The 24,393-nt window shown below is 57.4% G+C and carries 18 protein-coding genes; 13 read left to right on the plus strand and 5 right to left on the minus strand.

Annotation, left to right across the window (positions count from 1 at the left end):
- The first annotated feature begins 824 nt into the window (after positions 1-824).
- A complete protein-coding gene (locus LB529_RS04240) occupies positions 825-1,193 on the plus strand; it encodes a hypothetical protein (protein ID WP_224710305.1) in 369 nt (122 codons plus the stop codon).
- A 187-nt stretch (positions 1,194-1,380) separates the two neighbouring features.
- Here LB529_RS04240 and LB529_RS04245 read toward each other — a convergent pair whose 3' ends face one another.
- Positions 1,381-2,190 (minus strand): hypothetical protein, encoded by an 810-nt coding sequence (locus LB529_RS04245; protein WP_224710307.1) that lies wholly within the window; start codon positions 2,188-2,190, stop codon positions 1,381-1,383.
- On the opposite strand from LB529_RS04245, the gene LB529_RS04250 reads away from it, so the two are divergent.
- Complete coding sequence (locus LB529_RS04250) at positions 2,189-2,548, plus strand: hypothetical protein (protein ID WP_224710309.1); 360 nt, start codon at positions 2,189-2,191, stop codon at positions 2,546-2,548. The two genes, LB529_RS04245 and LB529_RS04250, sit on opposite strands and share 2 nt — an antisense overlap.
- 134 nt (positions 2,549-2,682) lie before the next feature.
- Here the strand turns inward: LB529_RS04250 and LB529_RS04255 are convergent, their stop codons facing one another.
- Entirely contained in the window at positions 2,683-4,158 is a 1,476-nt protein-coding gene (locus tag LB529_RS04255; protein WP_224710311.1) for a calcium-binding protein, read from the minus strand.
- Between the two features lie 823 nt (positions 4,159-4,981).
- Here LB529_RS04255 and LB529_RS04260 point away from each other — a divergent pair.
- From LB529_RS04260 to LB529_RS04280, 5 genes are read left to right on the plus strand one after another with little or no spacing between them, the layout of a single operon-like run.
- Positions 4,982-6,190, plus strand: coding sequence for a glycosyltransferase family 4 protein (locus LB529_RS04260; RefSeq protein WP_224710313.1), 1,209 nt, complete (start codon positions 4,982-4,984; stop codon positions 6,188-6,190).
- Positions 6,187-7,440 carry an O-antigen ligase family protein gene (locus LB529_RS04265; RefSeq protein ID WP_224710314.1) on the plus strand — a complete coding sequence of 418 codons (1,254 nt, stop codon included), beginning with the start codon at positions 6,187-6,189 and terminating at the stop codon, positions 7,438-7,440. Before LB529_RS04260 ends, LB529_RS04265 begins: the two co-directional genes overlap by 4 nt.
- Before the next feature lies 1 nt (position 7,441).
- Positions 7,442-9,436, plus strand: coding sequence for an asparagine synthase (glutamine-hydrolyzing) (gene asnB / locus LB529_RS04270; RefSeq protein ID WP_224710316.1), 1,995 nt, complete (start codon positions 7,442-7,444; stop codon positions 9,434-9,436).
- Position 9,437: 1 nt separating this feature from the next.
- On the plus strand, positions 9,438-11,651 hold the full coding sequence (locus tag LB529_RS04275; RefSeq protein ID WP_224710318.1) for a GumC family protein: 2,214 nt from the start codon (positions 9,438-9,440) through the stop codon (positions 11,649-11,651).
- 28 nt (positions 11,652-11,679) lie between these two features.
- Positions 11,680-13,905, plus strand: coding sequence for a lipopolysaccharide biosynthesis protein (locus LB529_RS04280; protein ID WP_224710320.1), 2,226 nt, complete (start codon positions 11,680-11,682; stop codon positions 13,903-13,905).
- Positions 13,906-14,185: 280 nt separating this feature from the next.
- Here LB529_RS04280 and LB529_RS04285 read toward each other — a convergent pair whose 3' ends face one another.
- Together LB529_RS04285 and LB529_RS04290 are read right to left on the minus strand one after the other, a co-directional pair.
- Positions 14,186-15,253, minus strand: a complete 1,068-nt coding sequence (locus LB529_RS04285; protein ID WP_224710408.1) for an NAD-dependent epimerase/dehydratase family protein — start codon at positions 15,251-15,253, stop codon at positions 14,186-14,188.
- A 241-nt stretch (positions 15,254-15,494) separates the two neighbouring features.
- Positions 15,495-16,178 carry a helix-turn-helix transcriptional regulator gene (locus LB529_RS04290; RefSeq protein ID WP_224522975.1) on the minus strand — a complete coding sequence of 228 codons (684 nt, stop codon included), beginning with the start codon at positions 16,176-16,178 and terminating at the stop codon, positions 15,495-15,497.
- A 324-nt stretch (positions 16,179-16,502) separates the two neighbouring features.
- On the opposite strand from LB529_RS04290, the gene LB529_RS04295 reads away from it, so the two are divergent.
- Positions 16,503-18,182 (plus strand): PAS domain S-box protein, encoded by a 1,680-nt coding sequence (locus tag LB529_RS04295; protein ID WP_224548584.1) that lies wholly within the window; start codon positions 16,503-16,505, stop codon positions 18,180-18,182.
- On the opposite strand, the gene LB529_RS04300 is transcribed toward LB529_RS04295, so the two are convergent.
- Positions 18,179-18,850 (minus strand): LuxR C-terminal-related transcriptional regulator, encoded by a 672-nt coding sequence (locus LB529_RS04300; protein ID WP_095768696.1) that lies wholly within the window; start codon positions 18,848-18,850, stop codon positions 18,179-18,181. The genes LB529_RS04295 and LB529_RS04300 overlap by 4 nt on opposite strands.
- 643 nt (positions 18,851-19,493) lie before the next feature.
- Between LB529_RS04300 and LB529_RS04305 the strand changes: the two genes are divergently transcribed.
- The 5 genes from LB529_RS04305 to LB529_RS04325 are packed head-to-tail and all read left to right on the plus strand — an operon-like array spanning position 19,494 to position 24,385.
- Positions 19,494-20,216, plus strand: coding sequence for an NDP-sugar synthase (locus LB529_RS04305; RefSeq protein ID WP_095768666.1), 723 nt, complete (start codon positions 19,494-19,496; stop codon positions 20,214-20,216).
- Between the two features lie 50 nt (positions 20,217-20,266).
- A complete protein-coding gene (locus tag LB529_RS04310) occupies positions 20,267-21,403 on the plus strand; it encodes a DegT/DnrJ/EryC1/StrS family aminotransferase (protein WP_095768667.1) in 1,137 nt (378 codons plus the stop codon).
- Positions 21,400-22,089 (plus strand): sugar transferase, encoded by a 690-nt coding sequence (locus LB529_RS04315; RefSeq protein WP_224710322.1) that lies wholly within the window; start codon positions 21,400-21,402, stop codon positions 22,087-22,089. Before LB529_RS04310 ends, LB529_RS04315 begins: the two co-directional genes overlap by 4 nt.
- 53 nt (positions 22,090-22,142) lie before the next feature.
- Complete coding sequence (locus LB529_RS04320) at positions 22,143-23,147, plus strand: SDR family NAD(P)-dependent oxidoreductase (RefSeq protein WP_140839031.1); 1,005 nt, start codon at positions 22,143-22,145, stop codon at positions 23,145-23,147.
- A gap of 26 nt (positions 23,148-23,173) precedes the next feature.
- Positions 23,174-24,385: a hypothetical protein gene (locus LB529_RS04325; RefSeq protein WP_224710323.1), complete on the plus strand. Its 1,212-nt coding sequence runs from the start codon at positions 23,174-23,176 to the stop codon at positions 24,383-24,385.
- Positions 24,386-24,393 lie beyond the last annotated feature (8 nt).

Raw genomic sequence — 24,393 nt, forward strand, 5'->3', positions numbered from 1 at the left:
GAGAGCGGCATCAATCGCGAGCGGGCACGCCGATTGGGACTGAGGTCCTGTCATCAAGCCGCAACAGGCCCAGCATCAACATGTGATCTTGCTCATAGTCTTCGGGCAGCATGATTGCGAATGAGGAACACGTCATTGGAGGTGAGCGATGCCCCTGTCCGCGGCGCTGAATGATGCCGACTTGGAATTCAAGTGCTTGGAATGTAACCATGCCTTCAAAAGGAAAGGGTCGTGGTTCAAGGTGATCTCGACCTTCAAATGCGAGGGCTGCGGAGCTGCGAACCGCATCGGGTATGCCGACAAATTGGCGTTGTTCGAAAAGCACTCAGCGGCGTTTGGCTGATCGCAAGCCGGACCGCGAAGGGCGGCTCGACAACTCGCCCGCTGGAGTGGCGTTGGTTGAACCGCCGCGCCTGGTCGGCCTCTGAGAAATCGGCCCGGTGTTGCGTATTCGCTGCTCAATAAGCGAGCGGCCCGGCACGAGAACGGGGGAGCCCACGGGCCGGGCCTGACCGGCGGGGGCACGGACTAGATACAGGGCGCCGGCTGATGTTGTTATAACAAATCTCGATGGAGCCTCCGCCGTGCGAATGAAGGACCGCTCTCAATAACACCGCCCCTGAATCACGGCCAAGCAAAGTGCCATACGGATTGTCGCGACTTCCGTAGAGCGGCCCAGCCACGCTCAGCATTACCCCTGACCCAGTTATTGCACATTGCATCGCGACGGCATCATAACGGTGCGAAAAATTGCAACTTGTCCCTCGCTTGAATGAAACATTTGCCGCCGATACCCCGTATGCAAAGGAAGCAGGGGGTAAAATATGCATGAAGCCAACGGAGACTGCGCGCTAAAGCTGAGCGAAGACGAAGCGCGCCTCGCTGAGCGCTACCGCTTTCTTTGCGGCCAGCACGATGGGCTTTCCAGATGCGGCATAGCAGCCTGGGTCGGCGCGCTCGCGGGCGGTGTGTTTATCGTCTCGGCGATTTTCTTTGGTGGCGGCGAACAGGGCGATCCTCTCTTCATATTCGGCATTGGCGTATGTTGTCTTCTTGCTGGCGGTGTCCTTTGGTTCCATGGGCGCCAAGCTGAGAAGCGTCGCTGGCAAGAGAAGAGGTCAATCGTCCATAAGTTTCGCAGCCGAGGACTCGGCATACAGCTGAACGGCCAAGTTCATCGTCTGTTCGGCTAGTCTAGAGCAATTCCAGGAAAAGTGTGAGCGGTTTTCCGTCCGGAATTGCGTAAAAAACAAAGAGATAGGGCGTTTCGCTGTTTCCGTGAAACGGTGAAACGCACTAGGTGCTGAATGGCTGATGCGCAGCAATGAGGATCTGCGTTCTGCACAGCTGGGGTACCTTGTAAAATGGTCGCAGCGATTGCTACGGCGCCGTGTTGTGCGCTTTGAACGCCAAGCGAAGTTCGAGCGCCTCAGGGCTGGCGCTGCCTAGCTTGGTGTCTCCGTTCTGCGAACCCCAGGCATAGGCAAAGTCGAATACAGGAGCCGGAGAGTAGGTGGCCCAGCGCGCGAAGATCTGCTTCGCCTGGTCCGGTGTCGGCAGTACATAGACGTCCGCAGCCGCTCCGGTACGGGTCTTCCAATTGCCGCCGCCGAAGGCCTGGTATACGGGCACAATCCTGTCGAGAGGAATGCCCGCGGCAACGGCTGCCTCGACCGTTCGATCGATGAAGTCCAAATCGAAAGCTTTGCCGCGGACCGGATATGGATCCAGGCCGAAAAGATCAATCCCCGTGTTGGCGGGATTAAAGGTATTCATGAAGGCGGGGGCTTCGAAAGACCCCATGTCCATCAAAGTAACAAATGTAACTGCCCCGGGGACATTGGCTCTGATCCACTCGGCCTCGGCCTTCAGGGCCGCCGGACTAACTGCTGGAGAATGGTATTTGCCGGTGATGTCCGGCTCATCGCAGAGGCGAAAACCGAAAAGCCGCGGATTGCCGATAAATGGCCTCACCTTGGCAATGAAGCGTGGCGTCACGCCGCTGGATTCATTTAGCCATATCAGCCCCTTCATCCCTGGCGGCAAGGCATTGAGTTGCTCTACGGATTGTACATCGGCGAGGTCGAAGCCCGCGCTCGCGATTGCAACGCCCGGCCCACCGGAGGTGTAGTGAAGCGTCTTGCCGCTGCCGCCCGCAGACAGCGCCGATTGGCTGCAGATCAGCATCATGAGCAACGCCGATATGCACAGATTGCCGATGCGTGTGAACTTTGGCGACCAAGCTGTTGGCGCGACGGGTTCCGACTTGATGGATTGCGCGGCTCCAACCGCTGCGCCATACCCGCACGTTGAACTCGTCGGCATGCTCCAACTATCCACCAAATCGCCCCGCACCGGTCTCCTTTTTAGGCTGTACGGAAAAATTCGGCTTCATCTGTTCGATCGATGGACCAGCTTCGAGGCGGAGCTGCTGCCAAGCCAGTATAGTGGTGGCATCCATGCAATCATCTATGCGCTGCAGATCCAGATGCTGGCCATTTCAGCGCCGTCTTCATGGGCGCCGACGTCGACCAGTCGCGCAATCTGACGAAGTCGGTGACGGTGGAGTAGGCATTACCGGCGAACATTCTCGCCGGTAATGCCTGCTTTGCGGAGCTTGCAGGCTCCTATCGACGGCGATCTTATGGCAGGTACGCGCTAGACCGCCAGAGCATGCCCGTCCTAGACCACAGCGAACGAGCTCGCCGTAACCCCAAGATGCGGGGAAAGGGCGGCGAACTGAATCTGAGCTGCGCCGCCTGCGCCGTCACTGTCAAAGTAGAGCGCTCCGGTCGTGCTGTTGTAGACGATATGATCGGTGCTGTCGTGAGCGGCGGTACCGGTATAGAAAGCACTGCTTGCGAGCGCCCCAACGCTGAGCCCTTTGAAGACGGCGTCATCCAAGTGGATCTTGTCCACAGACGGGCTGAAGTCGGTAACCGTGGCAACATTGCTCTTGCTGAGGGTGCTGTTGAAAACGAAGGTGTCGTGGCCGCCATTGCCGGTCAGCCAATCGCCGCCGCCGCCGCTCTTTATGACGTTGTCGCCGGCATTTCCGATGATGTGCTGACGCAGTTCGTTGCCGGTCAAATTGATTGCCGTCGTGCCGGCATCCTTCTGGGTACCGAGGACCTCAATCGACGAGCCGGCAGCAAGCGCATAACTCACCGACGTCCACACCCTGTCCTGGCCCTGGCCAGCGGCCTCGACCACCTTGCTGGCGGCATTGTTGACATAGAAGTCGTCATTGCCCCCATAGCCCGCCATCGTGTGTGCGGCGTTGTCGGCCGGGCGTAAAACGTCGTTGCCGCTGGTGCCTTTTAGGTCGGCGATCGGGGCCGTGACGGGAGGTGGGGTTGTCGTGCCGCTACTGGTGCCAGTGCCACTACCAGTACTGGTGCCAGTGTTGGTGCTGGTGCTGGTATGGGTGTTGTGATCCAGGAAAAACGCCTGCATCGACGACGTGTTGCCAAGCGAGGTCTCGCCATTTTGCGAGGACCACTTATAGGCCATGTCAAAGGCTGGCGACGGGACGAGCTTTGCCCAATGGTCCATGATGGTCTGTTCCTGGGCGGTGGTAGGCATCACATAAGACCCGCCCGTATTGGTCGACCACCCGCCGCCGCCAAACGTCTGGAACACAGGAATGATCGCACTCTGCGGAATGCCCGCCTTCTCCGCTGCAGCGACGGCTCTGTCGATGTAGTTGAAGTCGACCGCGGTCGAGCGCACGGGGTAGGGATCGAGCCCGTAATAGTCGATCCCCGTGTTGGCGGGATTGTACGTGTTGGTGTAATCGGAGGCCGTGAACGACCCCATGTCCATCAGCGTAATGAAGGTTTTCGCACCCGGGAAATGAGAGTGAATCCAGTCGGATTCAGCCTTCAGATTCGCAGCGCTGACCTGTGTGTGGTATTTGCCCGTGGGATCAGGCTCGTCAGTGAGATAAAAGCCAAAAACCTTGGAATTGCCGAGGAGGGGCGTCACCTTGTCTATGAAAGACTGGGTCACCCCGCTGCTCTCGTTGAGATATATCAAAGCCTTGGTGCCGTCAGGCAGCGCGTTGACCGATGACGCGTACTGAAGGTCGATCAAGTTGAAGCCATTAGCTATGGCGCCGGAGGCGGGGGCGCCATAGGCGTAATGCATGGTAGCCATGCGAACATCCTTCTTCTGATTGATAAGCGCCCCACCCCCTGCCTAACCGAGAGGGTACATTAGCGCCAAATCAAATACGGAAATATGTTGATAGAATGATTGATCGAGTACTTTACCAGCACCAAAAACGCCTAACCTTACAGTGATTTGCATCGAATTTCGGTGTTCGATGATGCATCAAATTAGCCGGGGATAACACGATTCCGTTACTCAACCTTCAGGCCACAAAGACCGACGATGCGGCGAGCGAAACGCTGCTGGAACCAAAACAACCCGATACCGGTAGAATCATTGATGCTGGGCACAGAACACAGCAATAAGGAAACGGTTGTCAGGATCAATTCCCGGTTTTTTGGGAAAACTTGAAATTTTCTCGGGTGTGCCCAGTGCGAGGCACTCCCTTTTTTCGAGCGAAGGACACTTCGCTTGAGTGCTCTCTTCCTCTAGGCATTTTGCTAGGAACGTATCTTCGTCGATAGCTCGTCAGATCCGGGGTTCTGCGATCAACCGCGTTCGCCGAACTTGGACTTGAGGAACGGTTGAACCGACGCAATTCAAGCTGAGGCCTTGTCACCGGCTCAGAGGCAGCCGAGCCTCGAATCCCCTCGCCGAAATGGACATTCAATTCGCGCTCCGACGCAGCCGCGCGCACCCCGAGATCGGTCCGCTCATTCAAACGGACGAGGACATTGGGCAAGCCTGCCCGTACCGTGAACCTTGGCGCAAAACATGTATCTGAGTAGCGAACCAGGATCATGGAAGCACGAAGAAATGCTGACCAGTGCACGCGACCCAAGTCAGACGGGCGGTCGGGGGAGACAGCATGAATCCGCATCTTGTGTGTGTTGGAGGCGAGGACCACGCCTTCAGGATTCCGTTTTTGCTGTCGCTGCGTCAGAAGGGCTTCCAAGTCACTGCGGTGTCGAGCGGTCCGGATACAGCATTCTCGCAGCACGACATTCCGCATCGTCGCTACGGCTTCGACCGATTTTCCAGTGGGAGTGGAGGCGCCGTAAGGACGATCAGAAAACTGATCTCGGACCTGCGCCCGGACATTGTACAGAGCTTTGATACCAAGCCTAATCTCTTGACGCCGTTGGCGATAAGGGGGGGCGTTCCTGTCATCCGCACCATCAATGGTCTTGGCTGGACGTTTTCTTCCCGTGAGCCGAGGGCTATGGCGCTGCGCCCGATCTTCTCGGGGCTGCAGTGGCTTTCGTCGCGCTGGACGGCTGCCACGGTTTTCCAAAATCGTGATGACAAGGCGTTCTTCGAGCGCTACCGGCTCATCGGGCGCGGGACTGGTCGCCTGATCTGCAGTTCCGGCATCGACATCGACGGCTTTGCCAGGGCGAGACAGAGCGCTCCGTCATCGCAGGCGATGCGCGAGCAGCTTGGGCTGTCATCGGCTGAAGTGATCATTTTTGTCGGCCGGCTGACGCGCGAGAAGGGCATCCCAACGCTGCTTAAGGCAGTACCCCGCGTTCTTGAAAAAAGGCCGAATGCGCGTTTCGTGCTTGTTGGTCCATGGGAATCCGAGGGGCCGTTCGCCGTCGACAAATCGGAAATCGAACGCCATTCCCCTCATGTCATTGCCCTGGGTCCACGGCGCGATGTTCCTGCCCTTCTTGGCATGGCGGATTTGTTTGCCTTTCCGACACAATATCGGGAGGGAGTGCCACGCGTCCTGCTCGAGGCGGGATTGGCTGGGCTGCCTATCGTGGCGTCAGATATGCCGGGCTGCAACGAAGTGGTCCAGCCCGGTTGGAACGGATACCTGGTTCCGCCTGGCGATGCCGAGGCATTTGCTTCCAGGATAAATCAAGTCTTGGCCGACCGCCCCGCCGGGGCGGCCATGGGCGCTCGTTCCATCGAATTCGTCAAGCAGCATTTCGCGCTGCCGCTGGTGGTCGCCCAGTATTGCGATCTTTACCGGCATATTCTTGATGCCAAAGCCGTTGGCGCCTCAGTTCAGGCCTCGCAGACCGAAAAGAATGCCGCATTTGGTCCGTTGGGCGAGGTGCGCCAATGATCCGAGACGTCCTGTTGGCCGGCGGCGTTGCAATGGCTTATGCATCGCAACTCGAAATTCCAGGCGCGCCGTTCGGAATCAGCGAATTGTTGTTGGCGGTTTGGATACTGATTTCGATTGGCCGCGTACTTGCCGGTGGTCGACTTGAAGCCACGCCGGCCCTGTCGATTTTTGCCGCCCTCTGGGGGATCATGGCATTCGCTCTCGGGCTAGGCATGATTGTCGGCATGCTTACGAGCGTTCAGTACATGGACGCGCCGGTTCACGACATGATTGCCTATCTGTTGCTGGCATTCGTTACATGTCTGCTTGCGGCTGATCCTCAGGCGGATCGCCATCTGCGTCGCACCGCGTGGTGGGTGATCGTCATTGCGAACGCGTGTTTTGTTTTCCAGCTGGCGCTTGGATTCGGCTTACTCCACCAGTCCGGAGTGAACCCTTGGTTTTGGAACAGGTTCACAGGATGGTCGGACAACCCAAATCAACTGGCACTTTATTGCGCGCTGTTCGGTCCCCTTGCACTATACCTTTCAATGACAACAAGTAATATGATAGCCAGGACATTTGGCATAGTAAGCATTGTTCTCATAGTATACGTCGGACGATTGACTAAGAGCGATACCTATCTATTGACAATAGTGATAACCGGTTTGGTTTTCCTGATGTTGCGCGTCCGGAGATGGGTCGCGGTTGGCGGAAGGGTCACTCTTGGTCGTCAAATCAGCCTTTTGCTGTTGCTTGCTTTGGTCCCTCTTGCAATCTCCGCAACACCCTATGTGCTTGCGGAAACGAGCACTGTTGAAAATTTCGCCAAGAGCCTGACCAAAGGCGAGGGTGGTGAGGCGACAGCCGAGACAGCCAATCTGCGCATCAATATCTGGACCAATGCTCTGGGCAAGGGGTTGGGGTCTGCTTCGCTGGGCCTCGGCCCGGGACCACATGTCGACAGATCTGTCGTGACCAAGGAGTTTATCGACCTGCCTTTCGAGGCTCACAGCACGCTACTGGACTTGTATACTCAAGGAGGCATTCTAGCGGTTCTCGCCCTGTTGTGGATCCTTGGCCTCGCGGCCATCTCTGCCTGGCGTGCAAGGCTCGACGCTCTGGTGGCACTTGCGTTGTCGATCGGCATCTTCGGCTTCCCGCATTTGGTCATTCGCCACCCGATCGTTTGGTTCTCGATCACACTTTGCCTCGTAGCCGGGCAGCCCAAGTTTATCGCGGCAACTGCAGGAGCGAGGAGCCGTTGATATGTGCGGAATCGCCGGGATCCTTCTTGCGCCAGACTCGCCCAGCACAAGGCCGCTCGCAGCTATAGCGCAGATGACAACAGCCCTCCGTCACAGAGGGCCCGACGGCGAAAGCTTCTGGAAAGATGTGGAGGCTGGTATCGCTTTCGGCCACAGCCGCCTGGCAGTCGTGGATTTGTCGGAAACCGGCGCCCAGCCCATGCGCTCGGACAGCGGCCGGTACGTCATCACCTTCAATGGGGAGATATACAATTTTCGGGACTTGCGCCGAGAGCTTGAGGATGCCGGCCACAGCTTTCGCGGAACATGCGATACAGAAGTTGTGCTTGGGGCCGTGGAGCAGTGGGGGCTCGAAGCAGCGCTTAAGCGATTTGTCGGCATGTTCGCGTTCGGATTGTGGGACGCAAAAACGAGAACTCTTCATCTGGCCCGCGACCGGATGGGGGAAAAGCCGATCTACGTCGCCCCGACCCGCCATGCCCTGGTTTTTGGCTCCGAACTCAAGGCCATTCGGTGTTTCCCGGATTTCCGTCCAGAACTCAATCCCAGCGCCGTAAGGGCTATGCTGTCGCAAGGTTGGGTGCCGGACGACAGTTGTATCTGGCGCGGCGTTTTCAAATTGCCGCCGGGATCGGCCCTATCTTTGACTGCAGCGGATTTCGCGAAAGCGCGCCGTACGGGAACTGTTCGAAACAAAGTTCGATTCTGGTGGTCGTTGGCGGACGTCGCCGCGAAGGGCCGGCAAGACCCGATCGTCGGCAGCGACGAGGATTTGACGAATGAACTCGATCGGCTGCTTCGGCTTTCTGTTCGAGAGCGCATGTGCGCGGATGTGCCGCTCGGCGCCTTCCTGTCGGGCGGCGTAGATAGCTCGACCGTAGCCGCGCTAATGCAGGTCCAATCCCGAAAATCTATTCGCACTTTCACGATCGCCTTTGGGGAGCACGGATTCGATGAAGCTCCTCATGCTGCTGCGGTCGCTCAGTACATAGGCAGCGATCATACAGAGCTGCACCTTTCCCCTGCATCCGCACGCGATGTCATTCCGGAATTGCCCAGTGCCTGGGACGAGCCGTTCGCCGACGAATCGCAAATCCCCACTCTGCTGGTGGCGCGACTTGCTCGCCAGCACGTCACTGTGGCGCTGACGGGCGACGGAGGCGATGAATGTTTCGCCGGTTACGCTCGCCATCTGATGGCGGCACAAGCAAATCGGCGTCGTCGTTTGCCTTCGTCGCTGCGTGGTTCAGTTGCCGCAAGCATCGGGCTTGTGGCGCGCGCAACCCGTTACGATTTGTTTGGCAGGCTGCCACTTTCGGCGCTCTTCGGCCATGCGTTGCGCGGTGATCGGCTGGAGCGATTGGCTCAATTGCTCGCCGCTTCGGATCAGGAAGAACTGTACCAGCGCCTGACAGGGTCATCGACGACTAGCCTGACCCGATTTGGCCACCGGGCGTCAACTCGGCGAACTCCGCGACTCGACGATTTGCTGTCCCGGCTCCTCTACAACGATATGGCAGGATATCTGCCCGGCGACATCCTGGTGAAGCTGGACCGCGCCAGCATGGCGAACGGGCTGGAAGGCCGCTGCCCGCTGCTCGACCATCGCGTCGTTGAATTCGCCTGGCGGTTGCCACCGGATGCAATGGTCCGCCATGGACGAGGCAAGTGGCTGCTTCGACAGTTGTTGCATCGCTACGTTCCCCGGCGGCTCATAGATAGGCCTAAGCAGGGCTTCGATGTTCCGATTGCGGTCTGGTTGACAGGACCGTTGCGTGCATGGGCGAGTGACCTGTTCGCCGACATGCGCCAGTCAGGAGATGGGCTTCTGGACATCGATAAGGTCCAGACGTGCTGGCGCGATCATGTCAACGGAAAGCGGGATCATTCCCGGGATCTTTGGGCAACATTGATGTTCCTGGCATGGCGCGCCGACGCCAACCGGCTTCCAGTGCCCGCGAGACAGTCGCGCATGCTTGAAATGACGGGAGTTTAAAATGGAAGGTTCGATAGCTAGGCGAACAAAGCTACCGCGCGCCACAGAGATGCGCGTCGAAGTGCGAGAGCCCAACCCGCGCATGCGGCGTCCGCTACGCGACCCTCGAGAAGACCTGACCCCTTTCGGCCAATTGTTGGTTACCTTGGCGGCGCGCAAATGGTTTTTGATCGCAATGGTCGTTTTGGGCGGTGCGGTTGCGGGTCTAGCCGGCTTCGCCCGGCCGGCGCTGTATGAGGCCACCACGCAAATCATCGTCGACAATCCGACCAGAAGCGCTCCTCAGCCGACGGGCGGTCAGGATATGCTCGATACCAGCATTGACAACCATCTGACGATGCTGGCCTCGCAATCTCATCTGCGTCGGGTAATTGACGCAATTTATAAGGCAACGCCCGATCGGCAGGCCAACCTCAATGGCCCCGCGGCGCAAAACGCCGCTTCCCCAGCCGAATCGCAATCGTTTGCAGGTGCATTCTTGGCCGGGGTTTGGCCGGATCACGCTGACATGACCCCAGAGGGCAGGGAGGCTGCGAGGCTGAAGGCGTTGAGGCGCTACGTCAGGGTCGGGCAGGAACTGCGATCGCGAGTCATTACCATCGGCTTTACCGATCCGGATCCCGTCCGGGCGGCATTCGTGGCCAACACATTCGCGCAAGTGTATGTCCAGGATCTCGCGCGGACTGCTCAGGCCGCTGATAGGTTGGAGCTCGAATCCGTCGTCGCTGCGCTGCCTGGTGTGCAGTCCGATCTCGCGCAAGCGACCGACCGCCTTGAAAAATACCGGCTAAGTCACGGGACTGTCGACCAGGGTGCCGTTGACAATGCTGTCCGCGACACGGCCGAGCTTAATCAGCAACTGTCATTGTCTCGCGCAAACCTCTCCACAGCCGAGGCTCGTGTTCAGCATATTCAAGAATTGCAACGGTCCGGTGCCACGAACGCCACGCTTGCGAGCGCAATCGGATCGCCGACGCTGAGCGATCTAATAGCCCGGCAGGGCGGCGCCGCGGCCGATGCGGATCTGAATGTTGCCGTCAAGCGCGAAATCGAACAGAGCATCGAACGCATCAAGTCGGAAGCCGACATCTATCGCGCGCAGGTTTCCGCTCTGGAGGCGCGCAAGAATGTGCTTGACGCGGTCGTAGCCGACACGGCAGGCAGGCTTTCCGGGCTTCACGCATTGGAGCCGGCAGTCACCATATTGACGCAGCGGTACAATGATCTTCTGAACAGGCAACAGGATTTGAGGAACCGCATCGCGGTTCCGTCTGCGGGAGTTTCGATAATTTCGGCGGCATGGCCACCGAGCAACCCGAAGAGCCTTTCACCGATCTTCCTCATCCCGCCGGGTATGGTCGTATTCGGCCTCATCGGGGGCGTCTTGGTTCTCTTGAAAAATCGCATGAGCCGCACAATGCGCGGTGAGGCTGAGACAGAAGCAGCGCTCGGCTTCCCTTCCGTTGGGCTATTGCCCAGGGCATCAAGAGCGAGTGCGAAGCGCTTGCAGACCCTCATTCTAAGCCAGAAAAATTCCGCCTATGGCCGCGCTGCCTTGTCGCTATTGATCAATGTGGCACCCGAACCGGCCCCCGGACGATCGTCGCAGATGGTGCTCGTCACTTCCAGCGATAAAGGTGATGGGAAAACAGAGTTGGCATGGAGCTTGGCGCTCTCGGCCACACGCCTGGGCAGCAATGTCCTGTTCATCGATCTTGACCCGCAGGATAAGCAACTGACCAACGACTTTGTGCGCGAATTCAGCATTTCCAAGCCGCATAAGTCGTTTGCGGATTATGTGAGGGGCCGCTGCGAGTTAGACGAGGCTGTTGTGAGCATGCCCGGTATCGGCATCGATTTCATGGCCTCACCCATAGTTTCGGACGATCTTTTGAAGCTGTTGGTCGACGTCGATGTGCCGCGACACTTCGCGGACAAGCTGGGCGCCGTGTACAATCTCGTCATTCTCAACGGGCCGCCAGGGTTGCACGGTCCGGAATCCCGACTGCTCAGCAGTTGGGCAGATGCCGTTATCTTTGCTGTCCGGTGGGCCAAGACACCGCGCAGTGTCGCGCGCGGTATTCTGGAATCGCTGCAGCCTGATGGTTCGAGATCCGCTCCGGTAGGGATTGCTCTCACTGGAGTAAATCTCAAGCAGCACGCCAAATATCATTTTGGGGACAGTGGCGATCTTCTGCTGTTCGGAAAACAATAAAGCACTCAAGCCCCCTGGGTCGCGAGAAATGATTATCGAACTCTTTGGACCGCCTGGAGCTGGTAAAGCACTCTTTGCCCATGCGCTCGCCAAGTCGCTGCGCGGGCAGGGCTACGCTACGAAGGTGGTCTTCAGTCACAAAGCAAGTAGAAGGTCAAGGAGTGTAGATCTCGGGATATTTATGTTCATCTATAGAGTATTTTCTGCAATATTTTCAACTGCAAAACTGTTCTTCTATACGTCGGATTTGATAAAATATCTGTCGATCGCGTCGTCGATGCTAAAGGCGATTGAACCAAGGAAATTTATTTGGCGAGCTCGGGTCTGGCAAAAAATCATAAACCTTTCCAATCGTTGGGACCAAGCGCGACAGTGCAGAGAGATTACAATATTCGACCAGGGATACGTGCAGGCTGTTGCCTCACTGTCGATTTTTCACGGGTGCGTCGACAACGTTGCGATTGCAAGAGCGCTGAAGGTCACTCCTACCGCGGATTTTACCTTGCGAGTGGTATTGCCTCGTGCAGCAGCCGAGGCGCGGTTGCGGGAGCGAATGATGCAAGCGGCTCCGGCCGAACGCATTCTCGATGCGGATTTCGAAGCGAGCATGCGAGCTTTCGGAGTGTTTCAAAATATCAACGACATCCTTGTGGCAACCGACAGGAAAACAATCTCCGTTGAAACCCTCGACGACCGATCGTTGTCGAAAAGCGTTGAACTCGTCAGCCGCAAGATCGCCTTCAAGATGGCCCGCGATCAGGTCACTCCCATGTACCGACATCAAGTTGCCCACTCATCGCAACCGCTGACGGTAGACAATGCCTATCTTGATGACGGCGTGGATACCATAACAATACAGAACTCCCTAAATCCCCCAGGCGGAAACGATGCGGTAACGCTCGGGAAGCAAGAAATAAACCGTAGCCTGGGCTATGCCACCGTTTTTGCGCTCATGATCTATGTGACCGGGGCAGGTCTAACCAGCCTGGCGCAATTGCTGATTGCTCGTATCGTAGGCTCTACCAGCTATGGTATCTACTCCTACGTCCTTTCAACCACATCGGTGCTCGCATATCTCGCAACCCTTGGCTTCAACGTATCGTTGTTGCGCTTCGTATCTGCCTATAGGGCCCAGGGGCGCCTGGACCTGGCCCACGGCATAATCAGATTTGCCTTTCAACGCTCGTTGGCAGTGGCGTCTCTATTCGGCTTGGCAGGGGCGACCTACATCTTTCTGTCTTCGTCCTCACACAACAGGGAACTTGAGATCAGCCAGCTCTTGGGTATGGCCGCCGTTCCGCTAGTCACGACTTCAGCCTTGGGCGCGGCTCTCATCCGTGCCTTCGGCGGCGGTGTTTCTGCCCTTCTGCCAGAACGCATTGTGCGTGATGGACTGCTGCTCACATTGCTAAGTGCCGCCGCCTTGTCCGGTTCGTGGACTCTGAATGCACCGTTGGTCATGCAGGCGGTGCTGACGAGTTCGGCCGTAACAGTCGCATTCGTCTTTGTCCTGTTGGCAAGATTTCAGCCGCCGGGTTTACGACATGCTGAACCTGCCGATGCATCCAAGGATTGGTGGTCGGCGGTCCCCCCTATCATGCTGATGGCGGGTCTTGACGTCTTCATCAACAGGGCGGGGGTAATGGTGCTCGGCTGGACCGGCCACATACGCGACGCAGGCATTTTCGCCCTGGGGCTCAATGTCGCGTTGCTTGTCGGTCTCTCGTTGGTGGCCGTCTCTACAATGTTCTCGCCGACGGCAGCTACGCTTTACGCAAAAAACGACCGAAGAGGTTTGCAAGAGCTGTTTTCACGAGCTGCCCTGCTTTCCTCCGGTGCCGCAATAGCAATGGCAATCCCGTTGCTCTTGATTGTTCGGCCGCTTTTAAGCTGGTTCGGTGAGGATTTCGGAACTGGAGCACCGATCGCGCGGGTGCTGATGCTCGGCTACGTATTCGTGGCCCTGTGCGGACCGCAGCTCAATCTCTTGACCATGACCGGAAACGAATGGGCGGCCGCTGTAACGATGATCCTCGGGGCAGCTTTTGGTGTCGTCGGCTGTGCCATAGGAGTAGAGATCTACGGTCCGCTGGGCGCAGCAATAGGGCTTGCGCTTGCCCTGGTCGTCTGGAACGTGGCCATGGCGATTTATATTCGCAAGCGACTGAAGATCACGCCCGGACTGATCTACGCGATCACGTCCTTTAACAGCCGCACGGTCGAAAGCACCCAGCGGACTTGGTTCTTGCGCTGACTCGATGCTCTGGGATTGGTGACCGGCGACAGACCCCGGCTGGCGCGATGTGATCCATTCTAACGCAGGCATCAAGGTACGCACGGATTGGCTGCTTGCGTATCGGCGTCTCGATGAAACGCCGAACGAAAAGAGACGCAGAGAATGCCTCGTTCTTGCCGATCAGCGAGGCGAGCGCGTTGAGAGGGATGTGAACAGGGCGCCGACAGAGCCGCACCTTCAGGCGATGCCAGTGAGCCGATCGCGCGGGTCTGAGTGAGCAGCGCGAACTGCCGGCAATCTACGCTGACACGAGCGTTTGTTGCTCCGTCTCAGGGGCCGTCGCGCTTCCATGAAAGTGTCGATACCATTCGACGAAACGGGCAACGCCATCCTGGAGCGTGGTCGCCGGCGCGAAGTCTACGGCCCGGCGAAGATCGCCTACATCGGCGCGCGTCTCGAGAACATCACCTGGAGGCAAAGGCACATCCCTCCTGAGAGCTTTGCGACCTACGGCTGTCTCTATAATCGCGATTAGACTATTGATCTCCTCTGGCCGGTCATTGCCAATGTTGTACAGGCGATATGGGGCTGAGCTGGTAGCTGGATCAGCTGCGCGACCGTCCCAATTCTGGTCGGCACACGGTGGCGTTGCGAGTATTCGAACCACCCCTTCGACGATATCGTCGATGTAGGTAAAATCTCGCCAGACACGGCCGGCATTGGACACCTCGATCACGCGTCCCTCGGCGATGGCGTGGGTAAACGCGTAGACAGCCATGTCGGGCCTGCCCCATGGTCCGTAGACGGTGAAGAACCGCAATCCTGTCACCGGCAAGCGAAATATATGACTATAGGAATGCGCCATGGCTTCATTCGAGCGCTTGGTGGCGGCATAGAAGCTTATTGGATGGTTAGCGCCGCCATGTTCGGAAAAAGGTATGGTTTGGTTGGCGCCGTAAACCGAACTGGACGAAGCGTAGACCAGATGCTTGATATCGAAGTGCCGGCAACCCTCTAGAACATTGAGAAACGCCACGATGTTGGACTGAACATAGGCATGCGGGTCGACAAGAGAGTAACGCACGCCCGCCTGGGCAGCCAAGTGGACGACATATTGCGGTTGAAAGTCGGAGAACAAAGCTTGCACCAACAATCGGTCCGCCAGATCCATACGCATCGGAGTGAAACCTGGCTCCGCGCAGAGGTGCGCAAAACGCGCTTCCTTGAGCTTTAGATCGTAGTAGGGCGTGAAATTATCCACGCCTATGACCCGCGCACCGTGACGCAAAAGCCGCGATGCCACATGAAACCCGATAAAGCCTGCGGCGCCGGTGACGACAATAGGACCTTTTCGTGCCAGCTGCATAACCGCCATGTCCGGACTGGATCGACCGGCTTTCGTTCCTGTTGAACTGGATTTGTCAGGTTGTGCGTCAAGCATGCCCGCGGTCTTGGAATTATGTCCGGCCATGACGAATTGCCCCGCTTCGAAATTTTTGCATCGAGATCGTCGGCTTATATCTGGATCAGGCAGGAACGCGCTCGCACAGACGCAATGCCAAACCAACATACCGGACACGCGCCGCCTCGCGGTCGAGGCGGCATTATCACGGCAATACGGAAATTCGTCCGAGCAGAGCTACCAGCTCACCCTGGCGCTTGGTTTCTGTTTTGGCAAAAAGCGAGGCAAGCTGGGACCGGATCGTGGTGCGGCTGAGATGCCAGCTGCGGGCGATTTCCAATGGTGCGTCCCCTTGAGCTAACCTCATGGCAAGCTGAGTTTCAGCGCTCGTGAGGCCGAACATCTTTTGCAATGTCTGCGGATTAGCCGAGGACCGGGTCTCCCGGTCTAACAACGCTACGATACTTGTACCGTCGGGCGCAATCACTCCGCCCTCATTGAGTATCACCGGCCGATCGTCAGTGGTGCGGATCACCACCCATGACAACGAACCTGGCAGGAAGTTGGTTGGAACGTTCGCGACCAGCCGCCTCAGCGCAGCCGTGAGCTCCGGAGCCGTGCCGGCCGTCTCACCCTGTCGTTCAAAGGTGCTTTGAGCGGCAATGTTCCACTCCACCACCTTTTTCTCGCGATTGAGAACCAGGAAGCCACAGCCAATGCGGTCCAGCATGCCGGTGACGGATTCCAGGCTCCGACGCTTTGACGCGCATGCTGTGCCCTGCCTGTCCGACGTGTAGCGTGCCAGGCGAGCGACACCGCCGTAAGCAGTGCTCAATTCAATATGGCGCTTATTCGCAACGGTATCGTTGTGCCTATCAATGAAAGACATTGCCTTCCCACCCCTGTTGGCCGAAAACCGCTAAGATCTCCAATCGTTACGCTTGACTCCAAGACAGATTTCTCTGCCAAAAATCTTTGATCTCAGAGGCTTGCATCGGTTTCTTCATGCTCTCTTACAAAGAGTCCAGGCGAACCGGACGCTCTTCGTAAATGATAGTAAGCTTGGATTTGAGGGCCGCAATCCGGCAGTGGTATTAGATCAGGCGGTGGAGTTCTAGGCTCGACGGACTAATCCGAAAGTTGTAGTCTGTGAGGTATGGGGCTGCATCTGCGTAGAACGGTTTCGGCCTTGAAGGGCATCTCGCTAGCTCACATGGCTTCCATGCTGGTGCTAGTTTTCACGCTAATATTCGTAATAACAAACTTAATTCAGACGGAAACTGAAGCAACCTTCATATCATCTATTCCGGCTATAATTGTCGCTGCATATCTTGTTGGCCGTCGCGGTGCAATCATTGCTACTCTCGTGACAGTCGCCGCCAGCCTCGGGGCCGAACGACTTCTGCGCGGTTCGATTCCCGCAGAGGACTGGCCGCGAGCAATCTTTCTCCTGGTTTCCGGCTTCATGATCGCCTTCATGTTCCACCGCTTGCGGCAGGACCTTAGCGAGGCCCTGAAGGTCGCCGAAACTCGACTGGCCGCCGTCGAGGCCACCGAGAGCCGCTTCCGTTCGGTATTCGAGCGTGCGGCCCTCGGCTTTGCGAACACGAATGAAAAAGGCGAGCTTCTGCAATCCAACAAACGTCTTTGTGAGCTGACGGGATATACCGAAGCCGAGCTTGCTCAATTTCCGCTTGCGCAGCTTGTTCATCCCGATGATCGCGATAGCGTTGTTGAAGCGCTTGCCGATCAAGGCAAGTCCGCGATGCCATTCGATATGGAAGCCCGATTGAAGAAGAAGGACGGGTCCACATTCTGGGCTCGCCTGAACCTATCGTCGTACCGTTCCGACGGCCTCCTTTCAGAGAGCGCGATCATCGTTGTCGATGACATCTCGGAACGACGGACGGCGCGCGAAGCGATCCGGGTCCAGAAGGAACGGCTTGATCTGGCGCTTTCGGCGGGGCGGTTGGGAACCTGGCAAGTCGACCTCAAAAGCGGCGTCGTCACGGGTTCCGACAAATTTTGGGAAATCTTAGGCCTGCCGCGCGCCACCAGCCGGCCGATAGACGAGCTAGCTGCAGTCGTCTATCCCGCGGACTGGCCAAAGCTTGCACTCCCCAAAGAATCCGGCGCGACCACGAATTACGACGTTGAGATAAGGGTGCGACGTCCGGATGGACCTATTCGTTGGGTCGCTCTGCGCGGACGGGAGGAGCGGTATCATGATCAGCAGCTGCTGATCGGGATAGCAGCTGACCTGACTGAACGTCGGCAGACCACGCTTTTGCGTGCCACGGTCAGGAGACGGGACCGTATTTTGATCGAACAGCGCCATCGATTCAGCAATCTTTTCGCGGTCGTGATAGCGCTGGTCAAAATGGTTGGTGCTCCGGCGAACAATGTCATGAAGTTCAAGGAGGACCTAATCGATCGGATACGAGCGCTTGAAGTCACGCATATGATGATCTCCGGTCGCACCGACAGTTCGGTATTGCTCCGGGATCTCGTGGTCCAGGAACTGTTGCCCTACATGGAAACGCGAAAGATAAAGACCCATGGCCCTGACGTCATGATGTCAAGCGGCGCTGCCGAAACCTTCGCAATGGTTGTTCACGAGCTTACGACGAACTCTGTCAAACACGGCGCGCTTGGCGGTTCCCGAGGGCGCCTTGAGGTTAGATGGGCCGATAGTGGAGAAAGCGATGACGTCGTCTTCGATTGGATAGAATCGGGAAGACGCAGGAAGGCCAAGAACATCGGCCATGGCATTGGTTCGATGATATTGGGCGTCAACACCGCGCCGCTTATCGGCCATGCCTCGAAGCTGGAAATATTTGAAGGCGGTCTACGATACTCGCTGCGGCTGTCTCGACGTGAAATCGCGCCCTAGTCGATATATTTCGAACGCCAGTTTTGTAGCGCGACGGCTGCCTCGGTGCGGTTGCGTACTCCCAGCTCACGCATTACCGCAGCGGCGTGAATTTTTGTCGTTGCTTCGGAAATGTCCAAATCGCGAGCTATCTCCTTGTTTGAAAAGCCTTCCGCCATCAGCTTGAGCACGTCACGTTGCCTTGAAGTCAGCTTGCTAAGGCTGGCCGCTCCCATCCGCCGTTGGGTCCATGCCCTCGCCGATTGGGGTGCGTGTGAGCCGGGTCCCCCGGAAGGTCGAGACAACAGCGCCGGCACATAGATGCGGCCTGCCAGAATCTCGCGCACTGCCGACACCACTTCTTGGTCCGTCTGAGATTTCACGATGTAGCCGTGCAGCCCGATCGACAGGGCCTTCAATATTTCCGCTCGTGAATCATTGCCGGAAACGATTGCAAAACGGGTGTCCGGATACGCTGACAAAACGTCGCCGAGCACTTGCTGGTTGAACAGTCCCGGCATGTTCAGATCCAGAATGGCAAGATGGATGTCCCGCTGAGCCAGGACACTGGCAGCGGCATCAAAACATCCAGCTTCGAATATTTCCAGTTCCGGGAGCTCGGCCTTGAGCGCCAAACTCAGCCCACGACGATACAGACCGTGATCGTCCGCAATGACGACTCGATACATTTGCATTCCACCCCAACGCAGGCCCTACAAAGCGGGCCCTGAAACGCCTAATGCGGCTAAACGATCAATCGGGGAATGGCCTTGGCGGTGGCCAACCACTCGTCGAACGCCCAGAAATCCGCACCACTTGCGCGCCGTATTGCTAATATATTCCTCTATGGCGGAAAAATCTCTTTTTTTTTCCGAGGAACGTTCAACCGGCTTGAATGGCACCGTCTCTGCCTTTGTCAGAAAGCCAACATCGCGATCAGGCGCGTCTATGGCCAACTACCAAATTCCATGTGACATCAGCTGTTTGAGCAGTAGCGAGACGTAAATTCCAGCAGGTGGATTCTGAAGTCCGCACTGGGGCATTTGAAGGTCTCGTGGCCAAGCAATTTTGCAGATGTAGGTCGGCATATTCGGTGCCATCGTGCCTCGCGGCGGACAGGGCGGACCGGCCTAGTCGCTGAACCTGCGGAGGCAATGGATTGGTGCCATTCGATTGCACGACGACATCCTTCGAACGCTCACTTACCGTTCTTCATAAGATGCTCGGGACGGACACGTGGCGACTTTTCTATCCGACCCATAGTCGGAAGAGGTCTGAACACGTCTACCCACGCACCAACCATTGAAGCGGCGTTGAACTATGGAGGATCGGATGAAAGCGGTTATTCAATGCGGTGGGATGGGAACACGACTTCGTCCCTTTACGTCGGTGTTGCCGAAGCCGCTGATGCCAATTGGTGCCCGGCCGGTGCTCGAGCTGCTTCTCAAGTGGCTGCGACGCAATGGCATTGAAGAGGTCTACATCACGACCGGGTATCTCGGCCATCTCATCCGCAGCGTGTGCGGTGATGGTTCGCAATGGAACCTGAAAATACGGTACACTCAGGAGATGGAGCCGCTGGGCACCATCGGGCCACTGTCGCTTATCCGAGATGAACTAACCGAACCCTTTATCGTGCTGAACGGCGACGTTCTCACCGATCTTAGCCTCAGCCGATTCACAGCTGCCCACCGCAAGCACAAGGATCCGGTGACCATCGCTACCGCCAACCGTCTTATAAAGATGGATTTCGGTGTCATCGACGAAGTCGACAATGCAGTGCAGATGTTCCGCGAGAAGCCGACGCTTTCTCATCTCGTTAGCATGGGCATCTACTGCATGAATCCGGATGTTCTGAGTTTTATTCCCTCCGGCATTCCATTCGGATTCGACGACCTGATGCTGCAGATGATGCAGCAAGGCACGGTCGTCCATGTCTACAAGCATGAGGGACTCTGGCTCGATATCGGCCGCGTCGACGATTTCCAGAATGCTCAAGCCATTTCCTGGGAAGAGCAGTCGGCTTCGATCGAAGTCGCGGCAGCGGCTGCCTGACAAACGGCGAGAAACTCAAACACGAATGATGATTTGGGAGTGAGGTCACCATGCTCTTGGTCAGTGCCCCGATTTTGGGTGTTCCGGAGAAGGCGGCTCTATCAAAGGTCATTGATAGCAGCTGGTTGACCATGGGCGAGCAGGTTCGATTGTTCGAAGAGTCGTTTGCCCGCATGCATGGCGCGGACGATTGCGTTGCGGTGAGTTCCTGTACCGCGGCGCTTCATCTCATTTTGCACGGACTTGGCATTGGTCCGGGCGATGAGGTGCTGGTTCCGTCGCTAACCTTCGTGGCGACCGCGAACTCAGTGCTCTATGTCGGTGCAACTCCCGTCTTTGTCGATATTGAGTCAGCCGACTTGCCGTTGATGTCGCTTGCAGAAGCCGAGGCTCGATGCACGCCGCGAACGAAGGCCATTATTCTCGTTCACTTCGCCGGGTATCTGGCCAATCGAGAACAATGGCAAAGGTTCGCTCGTGTTCGGGGACTGCACATCATTGAAGACGCGGCGCATGCTCCTGGCTTGAGAGAAGTAGGGACCTTCGGCGTTGCCGCGGCCTTCAGCTTCTACGGCAACAAGAACATGACAACCGCCGAGGGCGGCGCCGTAATCGCCCAAGACCATGAACTGCTGGAAAGGATTCGCCAAGCGCGCGGGCACGGGATGACCACCGGCACACACCAGCGGCTGAACAGCCGCACGCCGCAGTATGACGTCACCATGCTTGGGTTCAATTATCGTATGGACGAGATGCGGGCCGCAATCGGACTTGTCCAGTTAGGAAACTTGCAAGAATGGAACGAAGTAAGGCGTATCCTCGTCGTCCTTTATCGGCGACTCATTGCAATGCACTGCCCGGCAATAATCGTTCCATTCAGTGAATCGCGGCGATCGGCGCACCACATCATGCCGATACTTTTACCGCGATACGCCGACAGGCAAGCCGTTATCGACGAACTGCGCAACCAGGGAATCCAAACAACGATCCACTATCCGCCCGTGCACCGGATGACGTTGTACCGCGAGCTTTTTCCCGGGACCCAATTGCCGCGAACAGAAGACTTTGCTCAGCGGGAGCTGACGATTCCACTTCACCCTCAGATGACCTCAGCGGTGGTCGAAGCGGTTGTGGAGGCTCTGGCAACTGCGGTGAACGGCTGTACCAAAGCAGGAACGGCCGCATGAATGCGACAGATCAATCCCTCCACCGACACTACGTTGCAGTCTCGGCCCACGGGTCTGTGCGGCGTTTGATCGACATTGCCATTGCGAGCGTTGCTGCGGTCTTGTTTGCGCCACTGATGCTGCTGATCGCCATCGCCCTTCTGGCCGAGGGCGGTAGGCCGGTTTTGTTTTCACAAACCCGCTTGGGCGCCGGGGCTCAGCCTTTTCGCATGTACAAGTTCCGCAAGTTCGATGTGCGATGCGATCCCCACGGCCTCGCGCTGACGGTCGCCGACGACAAGCGCATGACAACGATAGGGCGCGTGCTCGCCGCGACAAAGTTCGATGAATTGCCGCAACTGTGGAATGTAATCATAGGCGACATGGCAATCATCGGACCGCGGCCGGAGAGCCTGGCGTTCGCCGACTGTTTCCACGGCGGCGCCGAGGCTGTTTTGCAGTACAAGCCTGGCTTACTCGGTCCGAGCCAGGTTCTCTTCCGCAACGAAGCGAATTTCTATCCGAAGTTCACGGATCCGGTGCAGTACTATCGCGAGACCCTGTTTCCCGCCAAGGCCAGGATCGACCTTTCCTATTATCCGCAGCGAACTCTGGTGGCTGACGCCGTCTGGATGGCTCGCGGTTTTCTAGCCGTTGTCGGCCGGGTACCGCCGTCGCCGATCGCGACTAAAGCGCATTCGGGCTGACACTCCGGTGAGTGTCACCGTCAGAGTGGACATGGCAAGAGGGACGATTGGTCATGGACTACAAAGGCAAAAAGGTACTGGTCACGGGCGCCGATGGATTTATCGGATCGCATCTCACCGAGGCGCTGGTCCGCAATGGAGCGGATGTCACAGCATTGGCGCTCTACAATTCGTTCGACAGTCACGGCTGGCTTGACGATTTGCCGGACAACATCCGAGCCCACCTGAAATCCGTGCGTGGCGACGTGCGCGACAGCGCGTTCCTGAACAGGATCATGCGCGGCCAAGCTGTGGTTTTTCATCTGGCTGCTCTCATCGCGATTCCATATTCGTATGCGGCTGCCCAGTCATACGTGGAAACCAATGTCATGGGCACGATGAATGTTCTCGAGGCAGCGCGTCAGTGGGACACCGAACGCGTCGTGCACACCTCGACCAGCGAGGTTTACGGCACGGCGCTGACCATGCCTATCAAGGAATCTCATCCGCTGCAGGGCCAGTCTCCATATTCGGCATCGAAGATCGGTGCCGACATGATGGCCGAAGCCTACGCCAGGTCATTTGACGTTCCCGTCGTAACTCTGCGGCCATTCAATACCTACGGCCCACGCCAGAGCGAGAGGGCGATAGTGCCGACCATAATCAGGCAGGCCCTCGACAAGAACTGTTCGGCTATCATGGTCGGGGATACGAGCCCTATCCGCGATCTAACCTTTGTTGAAGACACGGCGGCAGCATTCCTGACCGCAGGCGTGGCGGAACTCAAATTCGGCCATGCCTACAATGCCGGAAGCCAGCGTGCCGCGACGATCGCGGAAGTCCTGGACCTGGTGGTCGAGTTGAGCGGATCGAAGAAGCCTGTCTATCGAGATGAAAGCCGCTTGCGCCCACAGAACTCCGAGGTTCGCGCGTTGCTTGCAGACTCGACGCAATTCGAAACGCAGACCGGGTGGCGAGCCCGTACCAATCTGCGAGATGGGTTGGAGCGCACCATATCGTGGTGGAAAGCGCGTCTCAGCGAGGGGCGGGTGCGCCGGGAAATGGGCTACATGACATGACTTGTCGTCGCCGACATGCGTTGTCGATGATCTTCGCTGTCGCGTGCCTTGGTCCGCATGCTGCCGCAAGCCAGGCGGGCAATACGTCAACGCACTTTGTTGCGACGCCGGCGATGCAGTTGCCCGACTATCTGCGTCCTACGGTCGATCCCGCGTTTGGGGAAACATTCACCCGGATCACAAAATCCGGGCCGCTTGGAAATGGGGTCGCGTGTATAAAAAATTATTGCAGCCACCGTTATTCCAGCGCCCAAGCCTGGAATGCGGACCAGAGCCTTCTCGTTATAACCAACGGCTGCAACGGGATGTGCTTTTTCGACGGACACACATTCCTACCGCTGCTGATGCGCGATCGATCGGGCGAATGTGAGTGGCATCCCCAAAATGCGGATCTGATGATCTGCGTTCGAGGCCAGCGAATATCGACCTGGGCGCCGCGGACCAATCACGAGGATGTGCTGTTCGATTCAAAGGACTATCGGGATCTGCACTTCGGACCAGGCAAAGGTAACCCGAGCCGAGACGGTAATCGCCTGGCAGTGCGTGCACTTCGATCGGACGGTGCCGAGGTCGTCTTCGCGTACGATCTCAAGCAGCATAGCAAGTTTGCCGATATCGCACTTGGGCGGCTTGCTGGGGTCAATGAGAACTGTTCGATCTCTCCTCTGGGCGAAAATATTCTTTGCATCCAGGCACTGGCGGACGGCACCGAACAGTCGTTTATTTTTTCGATCGACGGCGCTCCAGGCCAGCAGTGGACAGAGCATCATCGGCCGGGGCATGGCGACATGACGGTCGACGCCGATGGGAGCGAGATCTACGTCGGCATCAGCAAATCCTATCCGGACAGCTATCAGGTGATCAAACGCCGGCTGTCTGACGGGAAAGTAACTTCGCTTATGAAATACGGCGAGGCCTCGCATGCTTCTCTGCGTGCTTTGAACAAACCTGGCTGGGTGTTCCTGAGCTACGGTGGCGACCCGAATGTGGTTTCGGCCCGTCCGGAAATGGCGCCCTATGCACGAGAGGTTATCGCGCTGCGCCTCGATGGCAGCGGAGAGGTTCGGCGCATAGCGCAAACGCGCAGCGTTGATTTCGACTACCGCAGCGAGACCCATGCCTCGCCATCGCCCGATGGCTCGCAGGTAATCTGGTCCAGCAACTGGGGTGTGCCCGGCGGACCTGTTTATGACTTCGTCACCCGCGTCGACTGGTCGGAAGAGGCGAAGTCGAACTGAATGGAGAT

This window comes from Mesorhizobium sp. CA5, assembly GCF_020165105.1.
Taxonomy (GTDB): domain Bacteria; phylum Pseudomonadota; class Alphaproteobacteria; order Rhizobiales; family Rhizobiaceae; genus Mesorhizobium.